21 protein-coding genes are annotated in these 24,666 nt (G+C 67.9%); 16 read left to right on the forward strand and 5 right to left on the reverse strand.

The features are described 5' to 3' along the window. Positions 1–39 precede the first annotated feature (39 nt). Complete coding sequence (locus DPR14_RS02955) at positions 40–549, forward strand: OsmC family protein (protein ID WP_158043844.1); 510 nt, start codon at positions 40–42, stop codon at positions 547–549. A gap of 235 nt (positions 550–784) precedes the next feature. Here the strand turns inward: DPR14_RS02955 and DPR14_RS02960 are convergent, their stop codons facing one another. The 3 genes from DPR14_RS02960 to secA form a co-directional block, all read right to left on the reverse strand. Then, on the reverse strand, positions 785–1,285 hold the full coding sequence (locus tag DPR14_RS02960; RefSeq protein ID WP_158043845.1) for a pyridoxamine 5'-phosphate oxidase family protein: 501 nt from the start codon (positions 1,283–1,285) through the stop codon (positions 785–787). A gap of 75 nt (positions 1,286–1,360) precedes the next feature. Beyond that, complete coding sequence (locus DPR14_RS02965; RefSeq protein WP_158043846.1) at positions 1,361–1,765, reverse strand: hypothetical protein; 405 nt, start codon at positions 1,763–1,765, stop codon at positions 1,361–1,363. Positions 1,766–1,947: 182 nt separating this feature from the next. Further along, positions 1,948–4,662: a preprotein translocase subunit SecA gene (secA, locus tag DPR14_RS02970; RefSeq protein WP_158043847.1), complete on the reverse strand. Its 2,715-nt coding sequence runs from the start codon at positions 4,660–4,662 to the stop codon at positions 1,948–1,950. Positions 4,663–5,002: 340 nt separating this feature from the next. Here secA and DPR14_RS02975 point away from each other — a divergent pair, with 340 nt between their 5' ends. The 8 genes from DPR14_RS02975 to DPR14_RS03005 all read left to right on the forward strand — a co-directional run bounded on the left by DPR14_RS02975 (position 5,003) and on the right by DPR14_RS03005 (position 16,607). Then, on the forward strand, positions 5,003–6,157 hold the full coding sequence (locus DPR14_RS02975) for a hypothetical protein (protein ID WP_158043848.1): 1,155 nt from the start codon (positions 5,003–5,005) through the stop codon (positions 6,155–6,157). A gap of 140 nt (positions 6,158–6,297) precedes the next feature. After that, positions 6,298–7,626: an esterase-like activity of phytase family protein gene (locus DPR14_RS02980; protein WP_158043849.1), complete on the forward strand. Its 1,329-nt coding sequence runs from the start codon at positions 6,298–6,300 to the stop codon at positions 7,624–7,626. Between the two features lie 187 nt (positions 7,627–7,813). Then, positions 7,814–8,728, forward strand: a complete 915-nt coding sequence (locus DPR14_RS02985) for a peptidylprolyl isomerase (RefSeq protein ID WP_158043850.1) — start codon at positions 7,814–7,816, stop codon at positions 8,726–8,728. A gap of 38 nt (positions 8,729–8,766) precedes the next feature. After that, a complete protein-coding gene (argJ, locus tag DPR14_RS02990) occupies positions 8,767–9,999 on the forward strand; it encodes a bifunctional glutamate N-acetyltransferase/amino-acid acetyltransferase ArgJ (RefSeq protein WP_158043851.1) in 1,233 nt (410 codons plus the stop codon). A 33-nt stretch (positions 10,000–10,032) separates the two neighbouring features. After that, positions 10,033–10,470: a (deoxy)nucleoside triphosphate pyrophosphohydrolase gene (locus DPR14_RS02995; protein WP_158043852.1), complete on the forward strand. Its 438-nt coding sequence runs from the start codon at positions 10,033–10,035 to the stop codon at positions 10,468–10,470. A 79-nt stretch (positions 10,471–10,549) separates the two neighbouring features. Next, the gene (locus tag DPR14_RS03000) at positions 10,550–11,737 is read left to right on the forward strand and encodes an aminotransferase (protein ID WP_158043853.1); all 1,188 of its coding nucleotides are present in this window, start codon (positions 10,550–10,552) and stop codon (positions 11,735–11,737) included. A 74-nt stretch (positions 11,738–11,811) separates the two neighbouring features. Continuing rightward, entirely contained in the window at positions 11,812–12,663 is an 852-nt protein-coding gene (locus tag DPR14_RS27085) for a hypothetical protein (RefSeq protein WP_192499240.1), read from the forward strand. After that, a complete protein-coding gene (locus tag DPR14_RS03005; RefSeq protein ID WP_192499241.1) occupies positions 12,645–16,607 on the forward strand; it encodes an alpha-2-macroglobulin family protein in 3,963 nt (1,320 codons plus the stop codon). The genes DPR14_RS27085 and DPR14_RS03005 overlap by 19 nt, the downstream gene beginning before the upstream one ends. 33 nt (positions 16,608–16,640) lie before the next feature. Here DPR14_RS03005 and DPR14_RS03010 read toward each other — a convergent pair whose 3' ends face one another. Continuing rightward, a complete protein-coding gene (locus DPR14_RS03010; RefSeq protein WP_158043855.1) occupies positions 16,641–16,838 on the reverse strand; it encodes a hypothetical protein in 198 nt (65 codons plus the stop codon). A gap of 234 nt (positions 16,839–17,072) precedes the next feature. Here DPR14_RS03010 and DPR14_RS03015 point away from each other — a divergent pair, with 234 nt between their 5' ends. Genes DPR14_RS03015 through mnhG form a run of 7 tightly spaced genes read left to right on the forward strand, consistent with a single transcriptional unit; the run spans position 17,073 to position 23,031 of the window. Next, positions 17,073–19,454, forward strand: a complete 2,382-nt coding sequence (locus tag DPR14_RS03015) for a putative monovalent cation/H+ antiporter subunit A (protein WP_158043856.1) — start codon at positions 17,073–17,075, stop codon at positions 19,452–19,454. Beyond that, positions 19,451–19,870, forward strand: coding sequence for a Na+/H+ antiporter subunit B (locus tag DPR14_RS03020; RefSeq protein ID WP_246148777.1), 420 nt, complete (start codon positions 19,451–19,453; stop codon positions 19,868–19,870). The genes DPR14_RS03015 and DPR14_RS03020 overlap by 4 nt, the downstream gene beginning before the upstream one ends. Beyond that, complete coding sequence (locus tag DPR14_RS03025; RefSeq protein WP_158043857.1) at positions 19,871–20,344, forward strand: Na+/H+ antiporter subunit C; 474 nt, start codon at positions 19,871–19,873, stop codon at positions 20,342–20,344. Beyond that, on the forward strand, positions 20,341–21,873 hold the full coding sequence (locus DPR14_RS03030) for a Na+/H+ antiporter subunit D (protein WP_158043858.1): 1,533 nt from the start codon (positions 20,341–20,343) through the stop codon (positions 21,871–21,873). Before DPR14_RS03025 ends, DPR14_RS03030 begins: the two co-directional genes overlap by 4 nt. Beyond that, positions 21,870–22,343: a Na+/H+ antiporter subunit E gene (locus tag DPR14_RS03035; RefSeq protein WP_158043859.1), complete on the forward strand. Its 474-nt coding sequence runs from the start codon at positions 21,870–21,872 to the stop codon at positions 22,341–22,343. Before DPR14_RS03030 ends, DPR14_RS03035 begins: the two co-directional genes overlap by 4 nt. Continuing rightward, a complete protein-coding gene (locus DPR14_RS03040; protein ID WP_158043860.1) occupies positions 22,340–22,654 on the forward strand; it encodes an MrpF/PhaF family protein in 315 nt (104 codons plus the stop codon). Before DPR14_RS03035 ends, DPR14_RS03040 begins: the two co-directional genes overlap by 4 nt. Then, complete coding sequence (mnhG, locus tag DPR14_RS03045) at positions 22,651–23,031, forward strand: monovalent cation/H(+) antiporter subunit G (RefSeq protein WP_158043861.1); 381 nt, start codon at positions 22,651–22,653, stop codon at positions 23,029–23,031. The genes DPR14_RS03040 and mnhG overlap by 4 nt, the downstream gene beginning before the upstream one ends. Positions 23,032–23,604: 573 nt before the next feature. On the opposite strand, the gene DPR14_RS03050 is transcribed toward mnhG, so the two are convergent. Beyond that, on the reverse strand, positions 23,605–24,282 hold the full coding sequence (locus tag DPR14_RS03050) for an OmpW/AlkL family protein (protein ID WP_158043862.1): 678 nt from the start codon (positions 24,280–24,282) through the stop codon (positions 23,605–23,607). Between the last annotated feature and the right edge of the window lie 384 nt (positions 24,283–24,666).

Here is a 24,666-nt window from a genome sequence, read left to right on the forward strand (position 1 = left end):
CAGGCGTAATCATCAAGAACGAACCGGAGGAATAATCCCATGGATGCCGAAACCCTCAAGGCCGTTCAGGCACCCTTGAAGCAGCGGTACCGCGATGCGCCGGACAGCGCCGTCATCACCCTTAAGGCCGAAGGCACCGTCGGGGCCGAGGGCGTGTCTTGCAAGGTGGACACCGGCCGGGCGCTGGTCGAGGCCGGTCTTCATCCCGCCGCCGGCGGCGACGGCATTGCGGCCTGCTCGGGCGACATGCTGCTGGAGGCGCTGGTCGCCTGCGCCGGCGTGACCCTGCGGGCGGTCGCCACGGCGCTGAACATCGACCTGCGCGGCGGTACGGTGCGGGCGGAAGGCGATCTCGACATGCGGGGCACCCTGGGCGTTTCGAAGGAGGCGCCGGTGGGCTTCCGCAGCATCCGCCTGACTTTCGACCTGGATACCGACGCCGGGGACGAGCAACTCGCCAGTCTGCTCAAGCTGACGGAGCGATATTGCGTGATCTATCAGACGCTGCGCAACCCGCCCGCCGCTGAAGCCAGGATCGTCCGGAGCTGACCCGCGGCTGTCCGGCACGGTAATTCCGGCGGAGCTCTCAACCTCTTATCGTCATGACCGGGCTTGACCCGGTCATCTCTTGCGGACTTGATCCACGCCTCCGTGGCCGGACATACCTGGATCAAGTCCGGGCATGATGAAAAGGGAGCATTGCTGTCCCTGCTTGTCACTTCGAGGGGCTGGCAACTACCGTGCCGGACAGCGGCTAACCTGATCCCGGTTTCCAGGCTCTCGCCTACATGTTGATCTTCTTGTTCTCGCCGGGATGGGGCGGCTCGCCGGTCAGCTTGGCCTTCACATAGCCATAGGCATGGACCATCGTGCTGGACGGGCTGTCCCAGTACTCGGCTTTCGTCACGTGGACGCGGATCAGGGCGATGTTCGGATCGTCCTTGCCCTTCGGGAACCAGGTGGCGAGGGGCTCGCTCCAAAGTTCCTCAATCTTCCGCCTGTCCCGGACGAGTTGGGCCGTGCCGGAGAGCGAGACATAGTTCTGGTCGTCGGGATCGGCGTAGCTCAGGTTGACTTCGTGGTGCTGGTTGACTTCGTCGACCTTGTGGGAATCGGCACCGGTAAAGAACCAGAGATCGCCATCGAACTCGGATTGCTGGGCGACCATCGGACGGCTGCGGAGGGTGCCGTCATCATCGATGGTGGTCATCATCGTGAAGCGGATGTCCTTGATCATCCCCCAGAGCTTCTTGATGTCGTCTGAATTCTGGGTGCTGGTAGCCATTGTGGCTCTCTCCGTTCCAATTGAGTATTGCACTTCAACAGGAGGAGAGGCCGGGTGTTCCCGCCGTACGACGGCTCAGAGCATCAGCGTGGGGAACGCCAGCAGCACGCCCAGGGCGGCGATTCCCAGCAGGGCGGTGGCGCAGTGGCCGTAATCGCCCGCCATGGCGGGCAGGGTGAATTCGACGCCGGCCCGCTTCAACGCCTGCCTGGCGTACTTCTCGGGTTCCGGACAGCGTACGCCGTCGATGCGGAACTTCTTCAGCATGTCCGAGAGATCCTGGACGGCCGCTTCGCCGGGCAGGGTCATCAGCCGGCGGGCGGTCGAAACGGGCTCGCGCCCGCAGGATTCCAAGGCGGAGCGTAGCGTGATCGGCTGGTTCGTGACGCGGGAGTTGCCGATCCGGTGGGCGAGGAACTTGCCGATCACGTCTTCGGGTTGACGGGAAACTCCGGAAACACACGGGAAAAACGCGCGCATGAACCTGACCTCCGCTTGGGTGCATATGACTTATGGCGGAGATTGTGCGGCGCACCGGCCGGTGCGACGTTGATCCATGTCAAGTTTTTGGAAAATCGTCGCAGGGGGCTTCAGTTACATTTTAGACTGTATGTCTAATCCCGGGGCGCCGTGTTCCGGACGCCCCGGGTTTACCCGGCTGTTCAGGCGACGCGCCCGTGGCAGTGCTTGTACTTCTTGCCGGACCCGCAGGGGCACACGGCGTTGCGCGGCGTACGCGGATCGATCTCGGCTTCGGAGCCGACCGAGGCGGGCGCCACGCGCCTTACCATCCCGTCCGGCAGCGCCGCGTCGGCCGGAACGGCGCCGGCGGCGGCCAGCGCCGGGTCCTGGCGTGTTTCGACGCCTTCGAACGGCGGCGGCTCCATGTCCTCGGGGTGGTTCATCCTCATCTCGACGTACGAGAGCACGGTGGTGACCGTCTCGCGCAGGTGGGACAGCATCCCCTCGAACAGCTCGAAGGCTTCGCGCTTGTACTCGTTCAGCGGGTCGCGCTGGGCGTAGGCCCGCAGGTTGATGCCCTGGCGCAGATGGTCCAGGTGGAGCAGGTGGTCCTTCCAGGCCTGGTCGAGCAGTTGCAGCAGCAGGCTCTTCTCGGCCGCCCGCATCAGTTCGGGGCCGTAGTTGGCCGCCTTCTGGGCCATCTTCTCGTCGGAGGCGCGGCGCACCCGGTCCTCGATCTCCGCCTCGGCGATGCCCTCCTCCTTGGCCCATTCATGGACCGGCAGGTCCAGGTTCAGGACTCGGCGGATCTCCTCGTGCAGGCCGTCGATGTTCCACTGCTCGGCATAGGCGTTCGCCGGGATGGCCTTCTTGACCATCTCCTCGATCACCTCGTGGCGCATGTCCTCGATGGTGCCGCCGATCTCCGGCGCGTCCATGATCTCGCGGCGCTGCTCGTAGACGACCTTGCGCTGGTCGTTCATCACGTTGTCGTACTTGAGCAGGTTCTTGCGGATCTCGAAGTTGTGCGCCTCGACCTTCTGCTGGGCCTTCTCCAGGGCCTTGTTGATCCAGCTGTGGACGATCGCCTCGCCCTCCTTCAGGCCCAGGCGCTGGAGCATGCCGTCCATCCGCTCGGACCCGAAGATCCGCATCAGGTCGTCGTCCAGGCTGAGGAAGAACTTGGAGGCGCCGGGGTCGCCCTGGCGGCCCGACCGGCCGCGCAGCTGGTTGTCGATGCGCCGGCTCTCGTGCCGCTCGGTACCGATCACGAACAGGCCGCCGGCCTCCTTCACGATCTCCTTGTCGCGCGCGATCTCCGCCTGGATCGCGGCCGCGCGGCTCTCGCGCTCGGCCGGGTCCTGGATGTCGGCCAGCTCGGCCGCCAGGCGCATTTCCAGGTTGCCGCCGAGCTGGATGTCGGTGCCGCGGCCCGCCATGTTGGTGGCGATCGTCACGGCCCCGGGCCGGCCGGCCTGGGCGATGATCTGGGCTTCCTGCTCGTGGTAACGGGCGTTCAGCACCGCGTGGGGGACGTTCTTCTTCTTGAGCAGGTCGGACAGCATTTCCGACTTCTCGATCGACACGGTGCCGACCAGGATCGGCTGCTTGCGCGTCCGGCACTCCTCGACCAGGATCGCGATGGCGTCGAACTTCTCGCGGCCGGTGCGGTAGACCTCGTCGTCGAAATCCTTCCGCTGGACAGCGACGTTGGTCGGCATCTCGACCACTTCCAGGCCGTAGATCTCGGCGAACTCGTTGGCCTCGGTCATGGCGGTGCCGGTCATTCCGGACAGGCGCGGATACAGGCGGAAATAGTTCTGGAAGGTGATCGAGGCCAGCGTCTGGTTCTCGCGCTGGATCGTCACGCCTTCCTTGGCCTCGAGCGCCTGGTGCAGGCCCTCCGAATAGCGCCGGCCCTCCATCATGCGGCCGGTGAACTCGTCGATGATGATGACCTTGTCATCCTTGACGATGTAGTCCTTGTCGCGCTGGAACAGGGTATGCGCCCGCAGCCCCTGGTTGGCGTGATGGACCAGGCTGACGTTCTGTATGTCGTAGAGGTTGCCCTCCGTCAGAAGCCCCATGTCGCGAAGGATCTGCTCGACCTTCTCGGTGCCGACCTCGGTCAGGCTGACGGCGCGGACCTTCTCGTCCTTCTCGTAATCCTCCGGGGTCAGGTGGGGGATCACCCGGTTGACCGCGATGTAAAGCTCGGAGCTGTCGGTCGACGGGCCGGAGATGATCAGCGGCGTGCGCGCCTCGTCGATCAGGATGCTGTCGACCTCGTCGACGATCGCGAAGTTGAACGGCCGCTGGACCATGTCCTCCAGCCGGAACTTCATGTTGTCGCGCAGGTAATCGAAGCCGAACTCGTTGTTGGTGCCGTAGGTGATGTCGGCCTGGTAGGCCATCTTGCGCTCGAAATCGTCCAGCCCGTGGACGATGCAGCCGACCGAAAGCCCCAGGAAGCCGTAGACCTTGCCCATCCAGCCGCTGTCGCGCCGGGCCAGGTAGTCGTTGACGGTGACGACGTGGACGCCCTTGCCCGCGATCGCGTTGAGATAGACCGGAAGGGTCGCGACCAGCGTCTTGCCTTCGCCGGTCCGCATCTCCGCGATCTTGCCCTGGTGCAGGACGATGCCGCCCATCAGCTGGACGTCGAAATGGCGTTGCCCCAGCACGCGCTTGGCCGCCTCGCGCACGGTGGCGAAGGCGTCGGGCAGGATGTCGTCCAGCGTCTCGCCCTTTTCGAGGCGCTCGCGCAGCCAGTCGGTGCGCATCCGGAGTTCGTCGTCCGACAGGCCGGCCACGTCAGGCTCCAGGGCGTTGATGACCTCGACCTGCCGCAGCAGCGCCTTTACGGTGCGATCATTCGCGGTGCCGAAAAGTTTACGGGCAATAGCACCGAACATTGAGACCTCGGGTTAGAGCAAAGAACGGTTTGAGCAAGAAACGGCTGGCGCACGATCCAGGGCGCCCGCTCGGCATCGGCCCGGGCATGGCACGGCCTTGACATAAGAGTGCGCGCAATGCCTGTCAACAAGCCTGCGGCTGCACCACTTCCGCTCCGGCCCTGCGCCCGGCCCCTAGGCCCGGCGATACCGGCGGCCGTCCGGCAGGTGCGGCAAGCGTCTTAAGCAATCGTTAAGCCGTATGGGACAAAGATAAGCCCACGGAGTTGCTTTTCCAACCGCGCAGTAGGCGCAGGTACCCGCTCCCCCGTCATTATTGGCCCTTAGAAAGAGGCAGCCGATGGTTGGCACACTCGAAGTCCTGGCCCCGACTCTGCTCGCGGGTGTCAAGCGCCCCGATCCCGCGCCGGGCCAGCCCCGGGTCGCAGCGAAGTCCGAAGCGCCGCCGCGCCGGGATGCCGCACCGGACGCGGCCCCCAGGCCCCCCGCGAACGCCGGCGCCCTGAACGCCGGCCCCACGAACGTCGGCGCCCCGAACGCCGGGAGCGTCAAGGTCGAGCTTTCCGCGACGGCGATGCGGCTCAGCCAAGTCGTCAGCGAGAACTCCCGCCTCGCGCGGACCCCGCTGACCGTCGGGCGCCCGCGCGAACCCGAGCGGCCGCTCGACGCCGTGCTGGAAAAGGTGCGCGAAGACCTGGTCAAGGTCCTCCGCATGTTCGGCCGCTCGGAGGAGGAAAGCCTCAAGGCTGCCGAAGCGGTCGCCGGCAAGGCGCGGGAGGCGACCGCCCGCGGCCCGCTGGCCGCGCGTTCGCCCGAGCCGGGACAGGCCTCGGCCAACATCTCGCTGGTCTTCCAGTCGGTCAGCCTGAAGATCACCAGCGAGACCGGCAACATAGAGGCTTCCGTCGAGATGGTCCGCCTGGACGCCAGCATGACGACGGGCGCCGCCCTGGCCGTCGGGCTTCCGGGCGGCGGCGCCGAGGCCGGTGGCGGTGGCGGTGGTGGCGGCAGCCGGCAGATCGATCCGCTGGTGCTGGACATGGACGGCAACGGCATCGACCTGACCACGGCGGAGTCCGGCATCCTGTTCGACATCGACGGCGACGGCACCCGCGACCGGACCGCCTGGGTGGCGGGGAAGGACGCTTTCCTGGCGCTCGACCGCAACGGCAACGGCAGGATCGACGACGGGCGCGAACTGTTCGGAGAGCAGAACGGCGCCGCCGGCGGGTTCGCCGAACTGGCCCGGTTCGACCAGGACGGCAACAGCGTCATCGATCACCGCGATGCCGTGTTCAATTCGCTGATCCTGCTGCGCGGCGACGGTGCCATGACGCGCCTGCGGGACGAGGGCATCACCGAGATCCGCCTCGACCTCGCGATCCCGGTCGATCAGCGCCTGGCCGGCGGCAACGCGGTCGCCCAGAGCGAGTTCGGCCGGACCGACGGCCGTCGGGGAATGCTCGCCGACGTTCTGCTCGACGTCACGGTCTGACCTTTTCATCCGGGGGCGGCATCCGGGGCAGGGCTTCCCGGACCGCCGCCCCATGCGAATGTGTCATGCGGCCGTCATCCTGCTGTAATCCGTTGCGCCTAAGTTCCGCGAAATTGTCCTGATTGCGGAGACCCGACGGAATGCGCGCACCCCTGCTCCCGATACCGGCCCTCATGATCGGCGCGCTCGCCGCCGCCCCGTTTCCAGCCGCCGCCCAGGCGCCCGCGGTGGCCGTCCAGGTATATACGAGCAGCGATCCGATCCTGACCCTGCGCAAGGTCGGTTTCGAGGGAGGCAGGACGCTCGACCTCTCCGTCGGGATCGGCAGCGGCGCGTTCCGCGGCAAGGACGATCCCGCCGACATCTTCCACACGGTCAGCGACCAGGGTCCCAACTTCACCTGCGGCGACGCCGAGGACATCGTCGGCGTCAAGGGCGACAGGATCTGCGGCGACGTCAAGCGCGGCCGGATCTACCCGGTGCCGGAATACAGCCCCTCGATCTACCGCATCCAGGTGCTGGACGGCGGCACTTTCCGCGTGCTCGACAGCATCTCGCTGAAGGACGCCCGGGGCAACCCGGTGGACGGCATGCTGAACCCGCTGACCGTGGCCTCGACCGAGCAGCCGCTTGACGCCGCCGGCGCCAAGCTGAAGCAGAACCCGAACGCCGTGGACGCCGAGGGCATCGTCCGCCTGTCCGACGGCAGCTTCTGGATCGGCGACGAGAACGGGCCTTCCATCCTGCACGCGGCTCCAGACGGCCGCATCCAGGTCCGCCACGTCCCGGCGGGGACTGAAAAGGACTATGCCGGCGCCGGGTACGAGGTGAAGGGCACGCTGCCGGCCATCCTGGCCAAGCGGGCGCTGAACCGCGGCATCGAATCCATGGCGGTCTCCGAGGATGAGAAGTTCCTCTATTTCGTCCTGCAGAACCCGCTGGCCAACCCGGACAACGACGCCTACGCGGACGCCGCCAATACCCGGCTGTTCAAGCTGGACCGCGCGACGATGCAGGTCGCGGGCGAATATGTCTACGTGATGGAGCCGGCCTCGGCCTACCGGGGCGAGGAGAAGAAGAAGCAGAGCACCGTGCGCATCAGCGAGCTGATGCATCTCTCCGGCGACGACCTGCTGATCCTGGAGCGGACGGAGCGGACCACCAAGATCTTCCGCATCGCCCTGGCCGGTGCCACCGACATCAAGGGCGGCAAGTGGGACGACGCGGCCACCGCCCCCTCGCTGGAACAGGCCGACCTCGCCAAGGAAGGCATCGTGCCGGCCGCCAAGGCCCTGGTGCTCGACACCGCGGACCATCCCGGGATCGCGCCCAAGATCGAGGGCATGGCCCTTTTCGGCGACGGCGCGCTGATGCTGGTCAACGACGACGATTTCGGCATCGACGGCAAGCGCACCGCGGTCGTCAAGGTGACCGGAGTGGCCCTCGAAGCCCCCGGAAAGGGCAAATAAGGCGGCGGATCGGACGATCCATGGCCGGGATGTGGCGGGGTTCGGGCATTTGACGGACCCCGGCAGTCCCGCCTTGCAAGCCGCATCAAGCCGTGCTTAATCGCTGCGAAAGGGAAAAAGTGCGTGCGACCGCGGACCGCTGGCGCATGTCGCCGCACCCGTCATTCCGCTGAATAAGGAACTTCTCATGTTCGCACGAGTCCTCCGCGTCGCCGCCGTCTCGCTGGCGCTCGGCGGCGCCGGCTTCGCCGCCCTGGCCCAGACCGGCACGACTCCCCCGGCCGGCGCCGGCACCGGCGCCGGCGAGGATCCGGTGGTGGCCAAGGTCAACGGGGCCGAGATCCGGCGCTCCGAGGTCATGCGCACGATCGCGTCGCTGCCGCCCCAGGTTCAGCAGATGCCCGTGCAGATGATCTTCCCCGCCGTGATCGACCAGATCATCAACGGCAAGCTGGTGGCCGAAGCCGGCTACAAGAACAACGTGCAGAACGACCCGGAAGTGGCGGAGCGGATGAAGCGCGCCGAGGAGCGCATCGTCCAGGAGCTCTACCTGACCACGGAAGTCCAGAAGCGCATCACCGCCGATCGCCTCCAGGAAGCCTACAACCAGTTCAAGCAGGAGAACCCGCCGCAGGACGAGGTCAAGGCCAGCCACATCCTGGTCGAGTCCGAGGACGCCGCCAAGGCGATCATCGCCGACCTGAAGAATGGCGGCGACTTCGCCAGGATCGCGGGCGAGAAGTCGACCGACAAGGCCGCGGCCCAGCAGGGCGGCGACCTCGGCTTCTTCACCAAGGACCAGATGGTCGAGCCCTTTGCCAACGCCGCCTTCGCCATGAAGCCGGGCGACGTCAGCGAGACCCCCGTCCAGACCCAGTTCGGCTGGCACGTGATCAAGGTCGTCGAGCGCCGCCAGAGCACCCCGCCGACCTTCGAGGAGGTGCAGGAGCAGCTCCGCAGCCAAGTTTCCGAGCAGGTGATCGGCGAGCTGGTCGAGGACCTGCGCGGCGACGCCAAGGTCGAGCGCTTCCAGATGGACGGCTCGCCGATGCCCGAGCAGCCCGCCGCGGCCCCGGGTGCCGCCCCGGCTCCCAAGCCGTAACCTACCGACACTTCCACGACCCGAAAGCCACGACCACCATGGCACCGACCATCTCTCCCCTTGCACCCGGCGACTTCCCTTGGATGCCGGCAATACCCGGTGTCCGGCTGGCTACGACCAATTGCGGCATTCGCTACCAGGGCCGCGACGACCTGATGGTAGCGCTCCTCGATCCCGGCACGACGGTGGCCGGCGTGGTCACGCGGTCGCTGACCGCTTCGGCACCCGTCCACTGGTGCAAGAAGAACCTGGCGGGCGGCGGCGCCCGCGCGATCGTGGTCAATTCGGGTAATTCCAACGCCTTCACCGGCAAGGCCGGCGAGGCGTTCGTCCAGGCCACGGTGGAGGCGGCGGCCCGGCTCGCCGGCTGCGAGCCCGGCGAGGTGTTCGTCGCCTCCACCGGCGTGATCGGCCAGCCGATCCCGGCCGACGCCATCGCCCGGCACCTGCCGGGGCTGGCCAACTCGTTCGACGCCGACGGCTGGTTCCCGGCCGCCAAGGCGATCATGACGACCGACACCTTCGCCAAGGGCGTCACCCGCACGGCGACGATCGGCGGCACCACGGTGACCATCAACGGGTTCGCCAAGGGCTCCGGGATGATCGCGCCCGACATGGCGACCATGCTGGGCTTCGTGTTCACCGACGCGGCGATCGCCGCCCCGGTGCTCCAGAAGCTGCTGGCCGAGGCCAACGAGCGGTCGTTCAATTGCATCACGGTCGACGGCGACACCTCGACCAGCGACACCGTGCTGCTGTGCGCCACCGGTCAGGCCGGCAACAAGCCGGTCACCAAGGCCGGCGACAAGGCCCTGGCCGACTTCAAGGCCCAGCTCAACGCCCTGATGGTCGATCTCGCCCGGCAGATCGTCCGCGACGGCGAGGGGGCGACCAAGTTCGTCACCGTCCGGGTGGAAGGTGCCGCGTCGGACAAGGCGGCCAAGCGGATCGCGCTCAGCATCGCCAACTCCCCGCTGGTCAAGACCGCCATCGCCGGCGAGGACGCCAACTGGGGCCGCATCGTCATGGCGGTCGGCAAGGCGGGCGAGAAGGCCGACCGCGACAAGCTGCGGATCTCCGCCGGCGGCGTGCTGATCGCGGCCGACGGCATGGAGGTTCCGGGCTACGACGAGACGCCGGTGGTCGAGCACATGAAGGGCCGCTACATCGACTTCCTGGTCGAATTGGGCATCGGGTCCGGCGCCGCGACGGTCTGGACCTGCGACCTGACCCACGGCTACATCGACATCAACGGCAGCTACCGGAGCTGATCCGGCGGTGACGCTTCTTCCGGCTGGATCCCCATGAACTGCTTCGACCCGAACTCCACCCCCGAGCCCGGCAAGCCGATCCTGCTGGTGGTCGCGGTGGCCCTGGTCGATCCGGACGGCCGCGTCCTCCTGGCCCAACGGCCGGAAGGCAAGGCTCTCGCCGGCCTGTGGGAGTTCCCCGGGGGCAAGGTCCATGAGGGCGAAAGCCCGGAATACGCGCTGGTCCGCGAACTGCGGGAGGAGTTGGGGATCGAGACGGCGGGAAGCTGCCTCGCTCCCTTCACCTTCGCCTCGCACTGCTACGAGAGCTTCCACCTCCTGATGCCGCTCTATGTCTGCCGCGTCTGGCAGGGCACGGTCGCCCCGCTGGAGGGCCAGTCCCTGGCCTGGGTGCGGCCCAACGACATGGGCAAGTACCCCATGCCCCCGGCCGACAAGCCCCTGGTCGCGATGCTGCGGGACCTGCTTTAGGCGGCATGGCCCATCGACCCGCCGGGTTCGATCCGCTAAGTTCCCGCCTCCCGTGTCCACAGAAGCGCCCGATCCCATCATGACCGCCAAAGTCGGCAATCCTCTCTTCCGCGACATGCCCACCACCGTGTTCGAGGTGATGTCGCAACTGGCCCTCAAGCATCGGGCGATCAATCTGGGGCAGGGGTTTCCCGACGACCGCGGGCCGGCCGACGTGCTCCGGGCGGCGGCCGACGCGCTGCTGGACGGCTACAACCAGTACCCCTCCATGATGGGCACGCCGGAGCTGCGCCAGGCCGTGGCCGCCCACGCCCGCCGGTTCTACGGCCTGGAGGTGGACTGGGCGCGCGAGGTCATGGTGACCTCCGGCGCCACCGAGGCGCTGGGCGCCTGCCTGCTGGGGCTGATCGAGCCGGGCGACGAGGTGGTCCTGTTCGAGCCGATGTACGACAGCTACCTGCCCATCGTCCGCCTGGCCGGCGGCATCCCCCGGATCGTGACGCTGAAGGCCCCGGACTGGAGCTTCACCCGCGGGGACCTGGAGCGGGTGTTCGGCCCGAAGACCAAGGCGCTGGTGCTGAACAACCCGCTGAACCCCGTGGGCAAGGTCTATTCCCGCGCCGAGCTGGAGCTGATCGGCGAGTTCATGCGGCGCTTCGACGCCTACGCGGTCTGCGACGAGGTGTACGAGCACCTGGTGTTCGACGGCGCCCGCCATATTCCCCTGATCACCATCCCGGGATTGCGCGACCGCTGCCTGCGGGTCGGCTCCGCCGGCAAGACCTTCTCCCTGACCGGCTGGAAGATCGGCTACGTGACGGGATCGCCCGAGCTGCTCCAGCCCGTCGCCAAGGCCCACCAGTTCATGACCTTCACGACCGCGCCCAACCTCCAGGCCGGGGTCGCCTACGGCCTCGCCAAGGAGGAGGCGTACTTCACCGGCCTCGCCGCGTCGATGCAGGCCAAGCGCGACCGGCTGGCGGCGGGCCTGCGCGAGGCCGGGCTGTCCGTACTGCACAGCGGCGGCACCTATTTCCTGATCGCCGACATCTCCTCCACCGGGTTCGACGGCGACGACGTGGCGTTCTGCCTGAACCTGACGGAGGCGGCCGGCGTGACCGCGATCCCGGTCAGCGCCTTTTTCGCCGAAAGCCCGGTGCGCACCTTCATCCGTTTCTGCTTCTGCAAGCAGGATGCGCTGCTGGACGAGGCGATCGCCCGGCTCAAGCGCTATTTCCAAGGCAATTGCATAGAACTTGCGCCATAATCCGGCGTCATGCTCCAGCGGGTGCCGCGCGGCGCCAGCTGGTTATTCAAGCCGGTATCGGGGTTTGTCGTTTCATGCGCATACTGCGTCCGTTCGGGCTCGCTCTCGCCGTGGCCCTTGGGTGTTCGACGGCCGCTCCGGCACAGCAACCCGCACCGGAACCGATCGCTGAAGCGCCGCCCTTCGGCGTCGCCGGGGTCGAGATCCTGGCGGAACGCGACGTTCCCCAGGCCTGCTTCACCTTCACCCGCCCGCTGGAGAAGTCCTCCCCGACCGACTACGCCGCGCAGGTGGAGGTCGAGCCGCCCGTGCGCGTGACCGCGATCGCCCGCGGCGCCACCCTCTGCCTCGAAGGGCTGAGCCACGGCGCCGGGTACGGCGTGACGCTGAAGCAGGGGTTGCCGGGAGCCGACGGGGCGGTGCTCGGGGAACCCGCGCGCCATGAGGTGGCGGTGCCGGACCGCAAGCCCGTCCTGGCCTTCCGGGGCGCCGGCTACGTCCTGCCCCAGGTCGGCGCCGAGGGGCTGCCGCTGCGCACCGTCAACGTCGCCCGCGCCCGCCTGCAGGTGCTGCGCATCGAGGACCGCTCCCTGGTCGAGCAGATCTATTACGGCCGGATCAGCCAGGCGCTGACGGAACTGGACGTCGGCGGCATCGTGGAGCGGAGCGGCACCCAGGTCTGGCAGGGGGAGATGGCGATCGGCGAAAGGCGGAACCAGGCCGTCGTCACGCCCTTCCCGGTGGAGGCGGTCATCGGCGCCTCGGGCGGCGCGCTGAAGCCGGGCGTCTATCTCGCCGTCGCGGGCAACGCCGACCGGGAGGGCGAGTCGTGGGAGGCCAAGGCCACCCAGTGGTTCGTCGTCTCCGACCTGGGGCTGACCACCTTCGCGGGGAGGACGGGCTGCTGGTGTTCGCCCGCAGCCTGACCACCGCCGAACCCCTGTCCGGGATCGAGCTTCGGCTGCTGGCGCGCAGCAACGCCGAGCTGGGCAAGCTCCCGACCGGACCGGACGGAATCGCCCGATTCCCGCGCGAGACCCTGCGCGGCACCGGCGGCGGAGCGCCGCAGGCGGTCTTCGCCTATGGCGCGTCCGGCGACATGGCGTTCCTGGACGTGGCCGCCGCGACCGACCTGTCGGAACGCGCGGGCCCCGGCGCGGACGCGCCGCCCCTGGACGCCTGGCTCTACACCGACCGCGGCTTCTACCAGCCGGGGGAGACGGTGTTCCTCAACGCCCTGCTGCGCGACGCCAGCGCCGTCGCGGTCGAGGGACGGGGCCTGACCCTGAGGATTCACCGCCCGGACGGGTTCGAGGTGGACCGGCGGCAGGCGGCCGACTCCGGGGCCGGAAGCTACCATCTCGGCCTGGAGCTGCCCCGTCCCGCCGCGGCCGGGCAATGGTCCGTCACCGCCCACCTGGAGCCGGACGGCGCGCCGATCGGCCGGGTCGATTTCGCGGTGGAGGACTTCGTGCCGCCGCGCCTCGACGTCGGGCTCGCCGCCGACCGCGACCAGGCGGATGCCGGCGAAAGCCTGGTGCTTCGGATCGACGGCCGGTACCGCAGGGCGGGCCCCGCGGCGAAGCTGCCGGGCGAGCTGGCGGTGACCCTGCGCCGCGCGGCCGAGCCGTATCCCGGCTTCGCCGGCTATCGCTTCGGCCTGGTCCAGCAGCCGTTCGAGCCGCTGCGGACCGATGCGCCGGGCTTCGTCACGGGACCCGACGGCGTCGCCCGGGTGGAAATCCGCCTGCCCGAGCCGCCCGACACCAGCCACGCGCTGGAAGCCGTCATCCAGGGCACGCTCTACGACATCGGCGGCCGCCCGGCGGTGCACGAGATCGCCCTCCCGGTCCGGCACCAGCCCTTCGCGATCGGGATCAAGCCCCGCTTCGGCGGCGATGCCGTGCCGGAAGGGGCCACCGCCGCCTTCGACGTAGTCGCGATCGGACCGGACGGCGCGCCGCTCGACCGGCCGTCCCTGTCCTATGAGCTGTTCGAGGAGGATTACGACTACGCCTGGTTCGAGGCGGACGGCCACTGGGACTACCGGGCGCGGGTCAAGGACAAGAGCCTGACCGGCGGGACGCTCGCGGTCGCGGCGGAACCGCGCGCCGACGGCCGCGCCGCGATCGAGCAGCCGGTCGGCTCCGGCCGGTACCGGCTGGAGGTTTTCGATACCGGAACGGGTGTCGCGACCAGCCTGCGGTTCTCGGCCGGCTCGTGGGTCACGCCGACCGCCGGCGAGCGGCCGGACCAGGTGGACGTGGCGGTGATGCTGCCTAAATATTCCGGTGGCGAAACGGCCAAGGTCTTCGTCAAGCCGCCCTACCGGGCCCAGGTGCTGGTCGCCGTCGCCGGCCGGGCCGTCCACCAGACGGTGCTGCGCCGGATCGGGCCGGAAGGCGCCTTCCTGGACATCCCCGTGGACCCGTCCTGGACCGCCGGCGTCCATGTGGTCGCCACCGCCTTCGCCCCGGCAGAGCCCGCCCACGGCGCCGCGTCGCGCCGGGCGGTCGGCAGCGCGTGGCTCGCGGTCGATCCCGCGCCCCGGCGTCTCGAGGTCTCCATAGCCGCCCCGGCCGACCTCGCTCCCCGGGGGCGGGTCCGCGTCCCGGTCACGGTGCGCGGGGCGGAGGAGGGCGCGCAGGTCCGCCTGACCCTGTCGGCCGTAGACGACGCCATGCTCCGGCTGACCGATTTCGCCGCTCCCGATCCGGCGGTGCATTATCTCGGCCGGCGCCCGCTTGAAGTCGACCTGCGGGACGTGAGGGGACCGCTGGTGGACCGGGACGGCGCCTCGGCCTCGCCGGGCATCCGGTCCGTCATGGTTCCGCCGGTGCGGCGCCGGCCGGGCGACCCGCCGCCACCGCGCCGGAGGGAGATGACGGCGCTTCATTCCGGCATCGTCACGGTCGGCGCCGACGGCACGGCGGAGGTCCCGCTGGAGATCCCGGATTTCGACGGCCGCCTGCGCCTGATGGCGGTCGCGTGGACGCCGGCCAAGGTCGGCAGCGCCACCGCGACCGCCGCTGTCCGCGATCCCGTCCTGGTCGAGCTGGGGCTGCCCCGCTTCCTGGCGCCGGACGACGTGGCGCAGGTCCCGCTGACCCTGACCGACCGGGGCCGGAAAGGCGGCGACTATTCGGTTCGTTTCACCGCCGAGGGGATGGTCGCCCTGCGCGACGGCGGCGAGGTGGCGCTCCGCGATGTCCGGCCCGGCAAGCCGGTGACGGTGCCCCTGACCATCGCCGGCACCGGCGTCGGCGCGGGTCTGGTCCGGGCCGAGGTCACCGGGCCCGACGGGTTCGCCGTCACCCGGGAATGGCCGGTCGGCGTGCGCCGTCTGCAGCCCGCGGTCGCGCGCCGCCATGTCGAACTGATCGAGCCGGGCCGGAAATCGACCGTCTCGCCCGACGTGGTGCCCGAACTGGTGGCACTCCGCCGCGAGACGGTCGCCGTCATGCTGGCGATCGGGACGATGCCCGACCTGGACCTGCCGGGACTGCTGCTGTCGCTCGACCGTCACCCCTACGGCAGCGCCGAGCAGATCACCAGCCGGGCGATGCCGCTGCTCCGGCTCGGCCCCGTGATGGCGGCCCTGGATATCGCGTCGGAGGCCGAGGTCCGCCAGCGTGTTCAGCGCGCGATCGACCGGCTGATCTCGGTCCAGCGGTCCGACGGCGCCTTCGCCATGTGGTCGTCCCAGGGGCCGGGGGAGCTCTGGCTGACCTCCTACGCGCTGGACTTCCTCGGCCGCGCGCGCGAGGCGGGCTACCGGGTGCCCGAGGCGCCCTGGCGGAAGGGCATCGAGTGGCTGAACGGCGTGCTCGACAACGCCTGGTTCGACGAGGCGGAGCTGGCGGCGCGTGCCTATGCCCTTTATACCCTCGCGGGCAGCAAGGCGGTCGACCTGGCCGAGGCGCGCTATTTCCAGGAGACCCATTGGGCCGCCCTGCCGACCCGGCTGGCCCGCGCCCAGGTCGCGGGGGCGCTCGCCCGGCTGGGCGACGCCGACCGCGCCGCCGAGGCCTTCGGCCGGCTCGACCGCGCCCGCGTGGAACCCGGGGGCATGCGCGATTTCGGTTCGGAGCTGCGCGACCAGGCCGCGGTGATCACGCTCCTGGCGGAAGCCGGGGGCGACCGGGACCGGCTGGCCGGCCTTGCCCGGCAGCTCGCCACCATGCTGGCCGACGCCCAGGCGACCAGCACCCAGGAGCGGGCCTGGGTGTTGAACGCCGCCGCCGCCCTGGCCTCGAAGGCCGGGGAGATGAAACTGGCGCTGGACGGCCAGCCCATGACGGAGTCCGGTCCGCTGTACCGCCGGCTCCAGCCCGGCGGCCGGGCGATGCCGATCGAGAACGCCGGTTCGGCACCGCTCTACCGGTCCGTCACCCTGGCGGGAGTGCCGGCGAACCCGTTGCCGGCCGATGCGGAGGGATTCCGCATCCAGCGCACCATCCTCGGAACGGACGGCGCGCCCGTCGATCCGGCCGGGGTGGCGAAGGGTCAGGTGCTCGTGATGATCCTGGAGGGCGAGAGCCTGAGGCGTGAGGACCACCAGGCGCTGGTCGTGGACATGCTTCCGGCCGGGCTTGAGATCGAGAACGTCCGGCTGGCCGACAGCGGACAGCTCGGCGACCTGTCCTGGCTCGGCGATCTCAGCGCCGCCAACCACGTCGAGTTCCGCGACGACCGGTTCGTCGCCGAGCTCGACCTGACGCCCGCCCGGCCCGCGTTCCGGCTGGTCTATCTGGCGCGTGCCGTGGTGCCGGGCGACTACGCCCTGCTTGGAGCCTTTGTGGAAGACATGTACAGCCCCAACCTGTTCGCCCGCGGCCCCGCCGGGCGGATGGCGATAGGGGAAGAGTAGGGCCGGGCGGGAGGAACCAGGCCGACCCTCAAGCTAAGCCCTCCCGGGACCGGCGCCGGCGTGCCGTCCGTCGGCCCGCCTGCGGGAGGCGATGAATAGGATTGCCGCCAGTGCCGCCATCACCGTGCCGAGGCCGATGTAGAAAGCGGTGGCGATCCCGATCGTGGCGGTGCCCATGAGTACGAGCAATAGGAGCCACACTCCCAGCGCCACGATAGCGCGGTCGGACATCTAACACCCCTGCAACTCTGTCTCTCTTGCCTCAACTATAGGCGCACGGATTTCGGCTCGCCCGTGGCAAGCTGTCGCTGGCGCGACCAAAGGGGACGATTCCTAAAATGCAAATAAAACCCACGAGGTTGAAACAAGCGGACCGGACCCCATATAGCGCCAGTCTTTTTGAATGAAATCAACAGCCAGCCAGTGGGCAGGGGGAAGCATGGAACCCGCGGAGGAACTCCGCCGATGCTGAGTGCTATTCTCGGCATCTTTGCATGGGCGCTGGTAGCACCAATTGTCGCAGGCAGATCGCCGAAACTGGGCGGATGGATCCTGGCCATCGTCCCCGCGGCGCTGACCGTATGGTTCGCGGGATTCCTCCCGGAAATCGCCGCCGGCGGCGTGGTCCGCGAGGTGGTGCCCTGGATCCCGGGCCTCGACGTAAACCTGTCGTTCTATCTCGACGGCCTCAGCCTGACCTTCGCCTTGATGGTCTGCGGCATCGGCACGCTGATCGTGATTTATTGCGGCGGCTACCTGCATGGCGACCCCATGCTGCCCCGCTTCTTTCTGTATATCCTGGCCTTCATGGCCTCGATGCTCGGCGTGGTGCTGGCCGACAACGTCATTTCGCTGATCGTGTTCTGGGAACTGACCAGCGTCACGTCCTTCCTGCTGATCGGCTATCTGCACGACAGCCCCAAGTCGCGCCGGTCGGCGCTCCAGGCGCTGCTGGTGACCTCGCTGGGCGGCCTGGTCATGATGGCCGGGCTGATTCTGCTCGGGATCGTCGGGGGCAGCTTCGAGCTGAGCGAACTGGCCGGTCAGAGCGACCTGCTGCGCGAGCATCCGTTCTATCTCGCCATCCTGATCCTGATCCTGGTCGGCACCTTCACCAAGTCGGCCCAGTTCCCGTTCCATTTCTGGTTGCCCAACGCGATGGACGCGCCGACTCCGGTCAGCGCCTACCTGCACTCGGCCACCATGGTCAAGGCGGGCGTCTACCTGATGGCGCGACTCTCCCCGACCCTGGGCGGGACGGAGGTCTGGATCTACACGCTGGTGGGCTTCGGCGCCTTCACCTCGCTGCTGGGCGCCATCCTGGCGGTCCGGCAGACCGACCTGAAGAGGGTCCTGGCCTACACCACGATCACGGCCCTGGGCCAGCTGACCATGCTGATCGGCATCGGCAGCGTCTACGCCGTCGAAACCTTCGCCGTCTACCTGCTCGCCCATGCCTGCTACAAGGGTGCGCTCTTCATGGGCGTCGGGGCCATCGACCACGAGACCGGAACGCGGGAAGTCGGCCAGCTCGGCGGCCTCTTGAGGCTGATGCCGGTCACCGCCGCCGCGGTCGGCCTGGCGGCCATGTCCAACGCCGGGCTGCCGCCGTTCCTGGGCTTCCTCGGCAAGGAGTTCATGTATTCCAGCACCGTCGGCATGGCGGGGAGCGGCATGGCGGGCGAAGGCATGCCGGTGCTCGGCTGGATCGCCACCCTGGCCATGCTGGTGTCGAACGCCCTGATGCTGGTCACCGCCGGCCTCGTCTTCGTCAAGCCCTTCCTGGGCCCCAAGGTCGAGACGCCGAAGCACGCCCACGAGGCGCCGGTCAGCTTGTGGCTCGGCCCCGTCGTCCTGTCCGTGACCGGCCTGGCCCTCGGCGTGTTCTATGGGGTGCTGGAGCGCCTGTTCGTGGTGCCCGTGGCCGCCTCGCTGGCGGGGGAGGCGGTGGAAGTCCACATCTATCTCTGGGGCGGCTTCACCACGCCGCTGGGGCTCAGCGTCGTGACCGTGGCGCTCGGAGTCGCCCTTTACGTCGGCTGGCCCCGGGTCAAGGCGGTGCTCGATCGCATCGCTCGGGCGCTGCGCTATGACTCCGACAGCGGCTGGGACCGCATCCTGAAGGGCCTCGTCAGCGTCGCCTGGTGGCAGACGCGGGTGATCCAGTCCGGCTATCTGCGCCATTACGTGATGTTCACCATCGTCTTCACGACGGTGGCGATCGGCGCCACCATGGTGATCCACCGGGCCTTTACCATGCCCTACGTCTCGGTGCTGGAGGCGCCCTACACCGCCTGGGTCCTGGCATTGACCGTGATCGCGGCGACCTCCGCCGCCGTCGTGGCCAAATCGCGCCTGGTCGCGATCCTGTCGCTGGGCGTGGTCGGCGTCGTCATCGCGCTGATCTTCCTGCTCTACGGCGCCCCGGACGTCGCGATCACTCAGTTCATGGTCGAGACCCTGGTGGTCATCATCGTGGCGCTGGTCCTGGCCCGCCTGCCGCGGCTGACCGCGTTCCACCGGCCCAACCGGCGAAGCGCCGTCCGCGACGCCGTCATCTCGATCGCCTTCGGCGCGGTCGTCACGGCGGTGATGCTGTCGGTCATCGACCTGCCGATCCCCTTGGACCTCAGCGAGTATTTCGCGACCCGCAGCTATACCGAGGGCTTCGGCCGCAATGTGGTCAACGTGATCCTGGTCGATTTCCGGGCTGTCGACACCCTGGGCGAGATCCTGGTAGTGGCTGCCGCGGGGCTGGGCGCCTTCGCCCTGCTGAAGGCCCGGCCCCGGCGCGGGCCGCCCGAGACGCCCCTTCCCGAAACCGAACGGACCGGAGGCCGGCAATGATGGACAGCCTGATCCTTAGGACGGCGACCCGGCTCCTGCTCAGCCTGATGCTGCTGTTCTCCTTCTTCATCCTGCTGCGCGGGCACAACGAGCCCGGCGGCGGATTCATCGGCGGCCTGATCGCCGCCAGCGCCTTCGCGCTCCACTCGATCGCCTATGGTCCGGCGGCCCTGCGCCAAGTGCTGGGCTTCGATCCGAAGACGATCGTCGGCGGCGGGATGCTGTGCGCCATCGCCGCCGGCCTGTGGTCGGCGTTCCCGGGCGATGCCTTCCTGACCGGCCAGTGGCTGCACTGGGGCGAGGGGGACGCGGCCTTCCATGTCGGCACGCCGCTGCTGTTCGACATCGGCGTCTTCCTGGTGGTGATCGGCGCGGTGCTGACCATCGTGCTGTCCCTGGAAGAGGAGGACGTGTAGGTGGAAACCCTCATGGCCTTCACGCTGGGATTCATGGCGGCCGGCAGCGTCTACCTGCTGTTGAGCCACAATCTCGTGCGCGTCCTGTTCGGCCTCATCCTGCTCAGCAACGCGGCCAACTTCGTGATCTTCGCGGCCGGCGGCATGACCGAGGGGCTGCCGCCGCTGATCGCCCCGGGCGCCAAGGGGCTGACCGGCGTCTATTCCAACCCGCTGCCCCAGGCCCTGATCCTGACCGCCATCGTGATCAGCTTCGGCCTGCTGGCCTTCGCGCTGGTGCTGGTCTATCGCGGCTATCAGGAACTGGGCACGGTGGACAGCGACCGGATGCGTCTGGCCGAGCCGCCGCACCCCGACCAGGACATCCCCGAACCCGAGGAGCCCCGCCGTCCCCAGGTCCGGGACGCCTCCCACCGGGTCGGGAACATACGCGAACCTGTCGGGCGGGAACCTGCCGGGAGTGACGCATCGTGAGCTGGTATCTGATCGCTCCCATCCTGGTCCCCATGACGACCGCGGTGCTCGCAATCCTGTTGTGGAACCATCGCCCCGCCCAGCGCGCCGTCAGCGCCGCGGGCGCCGCGCTCCATCTCGTCACCGCCATCCTCTTGATGGCCCAGGTCTGGCAGGGCGGCATCCTGGCCGGGCAGATGGGCGGGTGGCCTGCACCGTTCGGCATCACCCTGGTGGCCGACCATCTCAGTGCCGTGATGGTGCTGATCACCGGCATCATGGGGCTGGGCGTCGGCCTCTACAGCTTGTCCGACATCAACGAGGACCGGGAGCGCAACGGCTTCCACCCGCTCTACCACGTGCTCCTGACCGGCGTGACCGGGGCCTTCATCACCGGCGACCTGTTCAATCTCTACGTCTGGTTCGAGGTGATGCTGATCGCCTCCTTCGCGCTGCTGGCGCTGGGGGCGGAGAAGGAGCAGCTCGACGGCGCCATCAAATACGCCGTGATCAACGTGGTCGCCACGGTCATGTTCCTGATCGCGGTCGGCATCCTCTACGGCCTGACCGGGACGCTGAACATGGCCGACCTGGCCGTCAGGCTGCCGCAGGTCGAGCAGCAGGGGCTGGTCACCACGGTGGCCATCCTGTTCATGATCACGTTCGGCATAAAATCGGCGGTGTTCCCGCTGTTCTTCTGGCTGCCGGCCTCGTACCACACGCCGGCCGTGGCGGTTTCCGCGATCTTCGCCGGGCTTCTGACCAAGGTCGGCGTCTATGCCCTGGTCCGGACCTTCACCCTGATCTTCACCGGCGACGTGGCCTATACCCACACGGCGCTGCTGGTGGTGGCCGGCCTGACCATGGTGACCGGCGTGCTCGGCGCCGCGGCCCAGAACGAGATCCGCCGAATCCTGTCGTTCCACATCATCAGCCAGATCGGCTACATGGTGATGGGGCTGGCGCTCTATACGCCTCTGGGGCTGATCGGCGCGGTCTTCTACCTGGTCCACCACATCATCGTTAAGACCAACCTGTTCCTGGTGGCCGGGGTCGCGAAGCGGCTGACCGGGTCGATGGAGCTGAAGAAGATCGGCGGGCTCTACAAGGCGTCGCCCCTGCTGGCGGTGCTGTTCCTGATCCCGGCGCTCAGCCTCGCCGGCATCCCGCCGCTGTCGGGCTTCTGGGCGAAGCTGGTGCTGATCCGGGCCAGCCTGGAGATCGGCTCCTACGCGATCGCCGCGACCGCGATCCTGGTGGGATTGCTGACCATGTTCTCCATGACCAAGATCTGGGGCGAGGCCTTCTGGAAGCCCCATCCCGGCGGCGACATCAGGGTCTTGGGCATCTCTGACCTGACCGCCAAGGAGCGGGTGCTGCTGATCGGGCCGATCGTCGTGTTCGCGGCTATGACCGTCGCGATCGGCCTGTGGACCCAGCCGTTCCTGGACCTGGCGACCCGCGCGTCGGCCGAACTGCTGGCGCCGGCGCCCTACATCGAGGCCGTGCTGGGACCCAGCGGGGCGCAGCACGCGGGAGCGCAGCCATGACCATGTTCATGTTCAACCTGGCCCTTGCGATCGTCTGGCAGGCCGTCACGGGCACCTTCAGCATGGGCGGCCTGCTGATCGGTTTCGCCGTCGGCTACGCCGTGCTGTGGATCGCCCGGCCGGTGTTCGGCAACGACCCGTATTTCTGGAAGCTGTGGCACATCATCGGCTTCTTCTTCTATTTCCTGAAGGAGCTGGTCGTGTCCAGCCTGCGGGTCGGCTGGGACGTGGTGACCCCGCCGATCTATGCCCGGCCGGGCGTGGTGCGGGTGCCGATCGACGCCCGGACCGACCTGGAGATTACCCTCCTCGCCAACCTGATCACGCTGACCCCGGGCACCCTGACGCTCGACGTGGCGCCCGACCGCAAGTCCCTGTACGTCCACGCCATGTTCATCGACGATCCGGAGAAGGTGCGGGCCGAGATCAAGAACGGCATGGAGCGCCGCCTGCTGGAGCTGACGCGATGAGAAGCGACCTGTCGCCTTTCCTCAACTGGTCGATCGAGATCACCTTCATCGTCCTGCTGATATCGATCCTGATCGCCTTCGTCCGGCTGGTCCGCGGGCCGTCGCTGCCCGACCGGATCGTGGCGCTGGACCTGCTGACCTTGCTGGCGGTCGGCGTCATCGCCCTGTTCGCGATCCGGGAAGACAAGCCCGTCTTCCTGGACGCCGCCATCGCCCTGGCCCTGGTGGCCTTCCTGGGTACCGTCGCCTATGCCCGCTTCCTGGAGCGGCGCGGACGCCACGAACGCAAGACCGAGGAGCTCGGGCCATGATCGGCACCATCCTGGAGATCCTGGCTGGCGTGCTGCTGCTGGGCGGCGCCGTCTTCTCCCTGGTCAGCGCGCTCGGCGTCCTGCGGCTGCCGGACGTGCTGATCCGCATGCACGCCTCCAGCAAGGCCGGCACCCTGGGCGCCGGCATGATCCTGGCGGCGGTGGCGGTCCTGTACGGCACCGACGAGATCGTCGCCCGCGCCATCGCCGCGATCTTCTTCCTGCTCCTGACCGTCCCGGTCGCCTCCCACATGATCGGCCGCGCCGCCTACATCACCGGCGTCAAGCTGTGGTCGGGCACCGTGGTGGACGAAGTGCGCGGAGAATACGAGAGCCGCGCCGCCGGCCGGCCGAAGGTCTATCCCGAGAACCAATGAGGGAGCTTGCACGTGGATGCGCGGGTCAAGCCCGCGCATGAAGGAAAAGAACATCCCCGGCTGTCCGGCACGGTTGCGCTCGGACCGCAAAAGCGATCGTCACGGGCAGCGACACTCCCTTTTCGTCATGACCGGACTTGATCCGGTCATCCACGTGCAAGCTCCCTCATGCCGGTTTCCGCGTGGATGCGCGGGTCAAGCCCGCGCATGAAGGAAAAGAACATCCCCGGCTGTCCGGCAGGGTTTTGCTCGGACCGCAAAAGCGATTATCACGGGCCGCGGCACTCCCTTTTCGTCATGACCGGACTTGATCCGGTCATCCACGTGCAAACTCCCTCACGCCGGTTTGCGCATGAACGAATAAGGGGCGTTCCGTAGGTCGGGTAGAGCGAAGCGGCACCCGACATCACCACGCCTGCTCCGTCGGGTGCCGCTTCGCTCTATCCGACCTACATTTTTCTCCACGACGGTGAAGCCGCGCCGATCCGTATTCATCCGTGGAAGGACCGGCGGCCCAAACGAAAAATGCGGGCCGAAGCCCGCATTTCCCGCGATCCGACGGTGCGGCCCGGCTTAGAAGCGGTAGCCGACGCCGACGCCGAAAATCCAGGGGTTGAGGTCCACGTCGGCCTTGACGGGGATGCCGCCAAGGACGCTCGCCTTGACGTCGGTGCTCAGCCACAGCTTCTTGACGTCCACATTCAGCGACCACGGGCCGGAGATCGCGTAATCGAAGCCGGCCTGCAGCGCGACGCCGAAGCTGTCGTCGTACTTGATCGACTGGGCATCACCCCTCTTCTCGTTGTAGAAGATGGTGTAGTTGACGCCGGCGCCGACATAGGGGCTGAACCGCTCCTTGGGAGCGAAGTGATACTGCAGGGTCAGGGTCGGCGGCAGAAGCCACACGCTGCCGAGGCCGATCGCGTTGGACGCATCCACGTCGTGCTTCGTGGTTGCGGCAATCAGCTCCAGGGCGATGTTGTCCGTGACGAAGTAGGAAAAGTCGACTTCCGGGACGTAGGCGTTTCCGACATTGGCGTCCAGGCCGGTCGGCGACCCGTCGTTGAACTTGATGCCGCCGCGCTCGGTCGGGACCACGCCGATGCCGCGCAGGCGGATGTTGATGTCGCCGGCTGCCTTGGGCTTGAAGGCGGCGGCTTCCTGGGCGCTGGCCGGGGCCGGGGTGCCGGCGGCGAACAGGGCTGCAGTCAGGGCGGAAACGGCACAGGCGACACGCCAGGAACGAAACATCCTCAGTACTCCATTGATCTTCGAATTTCTTGGAACGAAGCTTCTCTCGTAGAGATGGCTCTCTATCACAATCATCATACCCTGGCTAGAAAGTGATAATTGTTGGACACGCATACAGTTTGCGTCATGAGCGATTGCTACGGGTCAGGGGAAAACCTGCCATGCCCGCTGAAATCCGCGGAAAGGACCGATCAAGCCGCGACAATCCTGAAATGTACAAATTTTGTGCAACAGAGTTCCGGAAGCCCGAGCAGTAAACGGCTCATTCTTGCCGGTATGATGACTTTCTAGACTTGGACGACACATCGGATTTGGTAGTTTATATTATCGAGATCCGGCATCCGTACTGAGCATGAACCTTTCGAACCTATTTGCCCGGAATGT

The organism is Skermanella pratensis, assembly GCF_008843145.1.
Lineage (GTDB): Bacteria > Pseudomonadota > Alphaproteobacteria > Azospirillales > Azospirillaceae > Skermanella > Skermanella pratensis.

Coding starts and splice junctions, on each gene's coding strand:
- DPR14_RS02955 (WP_158043844.1), top strand. CDS start 40: ATGGATGCCGAAACCCTCAAGGCCGTTCAGGCACCCTTGAAGCAGCGG.
- DPR14_RS02980 (WP_158043849.1), top strand. CDS start 6,298: ATGCGCGCACCCCTGCTCCCGATACCGGCCCTCATGATCGGCGCGCTC.
- DPR14_RS02965 (WP_158043846.1), bottom strand. CDS start 1,765: ATGCGCGCGTTTTTCCCGTGTGTTTCCGGAGTTTCCCGTCAACCCGAA.
- argJ (WP_158043851.1), top strand. CDS start 8,767: ATGGCACCGACCATCTCTCCCCTTGCACCCGGCGACTTCCCTTGGATG.
- DPR14_RS03000 (WP_158043853.1), top strand. CDS start 10,550: ATGACCGCCAAAGTCGGCAATCCTCTCTTCCGCGACATGCCCACCACC.
- DPR14_RS02960 (WP_158043845.1), bottom strand. CDS start 1,285: ATGGCTACCAGCACCCAGAATTCAGACGACATCAAGAAGCTCTGGGGG.
- DPR14_RS03035 (WP_158043859.1), top strand. CDS start 21,870: ATGACCATGTTCATGTTCAACCTGGCCCTTGCGATCGTCTGGCAGGCC.
- DPR14_RS02995 (WP_158043852.1), top strand. CDS start 10,033: ATGAACTGCTTCGACCCGAACTCCACCCCCGAGCCCGGCAAGCCGATC.
- DPR14_RS03015 (WP_158043856.1), top strand. CDS start 17,073: ATGCTGAGTGCTATTCTCGGCATCTTTGCATGGGCGCTGGTAGCACCA.
- DPR14_RS27085 (WP_192499240.1), top strand. CDS start 11,812: ATGCGCATACTGCGTCCGTTCGGGCTCGCTCTCGCCGTGGCCCTTGGG.
- DPR14_RS02985 (WP_158043850.1), top strand. CDS start 7,814: ATGTTCGCACGAGTCCTCCGCGTCGCCGCCGTCTCGCTGGCGCTCGGC.
- mnhG (WP_158043861.1), top strand. CDS start 22,651: ATGATCGGCACCATCCTGGAGATCCTGGCTGGCGTGCTGCTGCTGGGC.
- DPR14_RS03020 (WP_246148777.1), top strand. CDS start 19,451: ATGATGGACAGCCTGATCCTTAGGACGGCGACCCGGCTCCTGCTCAGC.
- DPR14_RS03010 (WP_158043855.1), bottom strand. CDS start 16,838: ATGTCCGACCGCGCTATCGTGGCGCTGGGAGTGTGGCTCCTATTGCTC.
- secA (WP_158043847.1), bottom strand. CDS start 4,662: ATGTTCGGTGCTATTGCCCGTAAACTTTTCGGCACCGCGAATGATCGC.
- DPR14_RS03050 (WP_158043862.1), bottom strand. CDS start 24,282: ATGTTTCGTTCCTGGCGTGTCGCCTGTGCCGTTTCCGCCCTGACTGCA.
- DPR14_RS03040 (WP_158043860.1), top strand. CDS start 22,340: ATGAGAAGCGACCTGTCGCCTTTCCTCAACTGGTCGATCGAGATCACC.
- DPR14_RS02975 (WP_158043848.1), top strand. CDS start 5,003: ATGGTTGGCACACTCGAAGTCCTGGCCCCGACTCTGCTCGCGGGTGTC.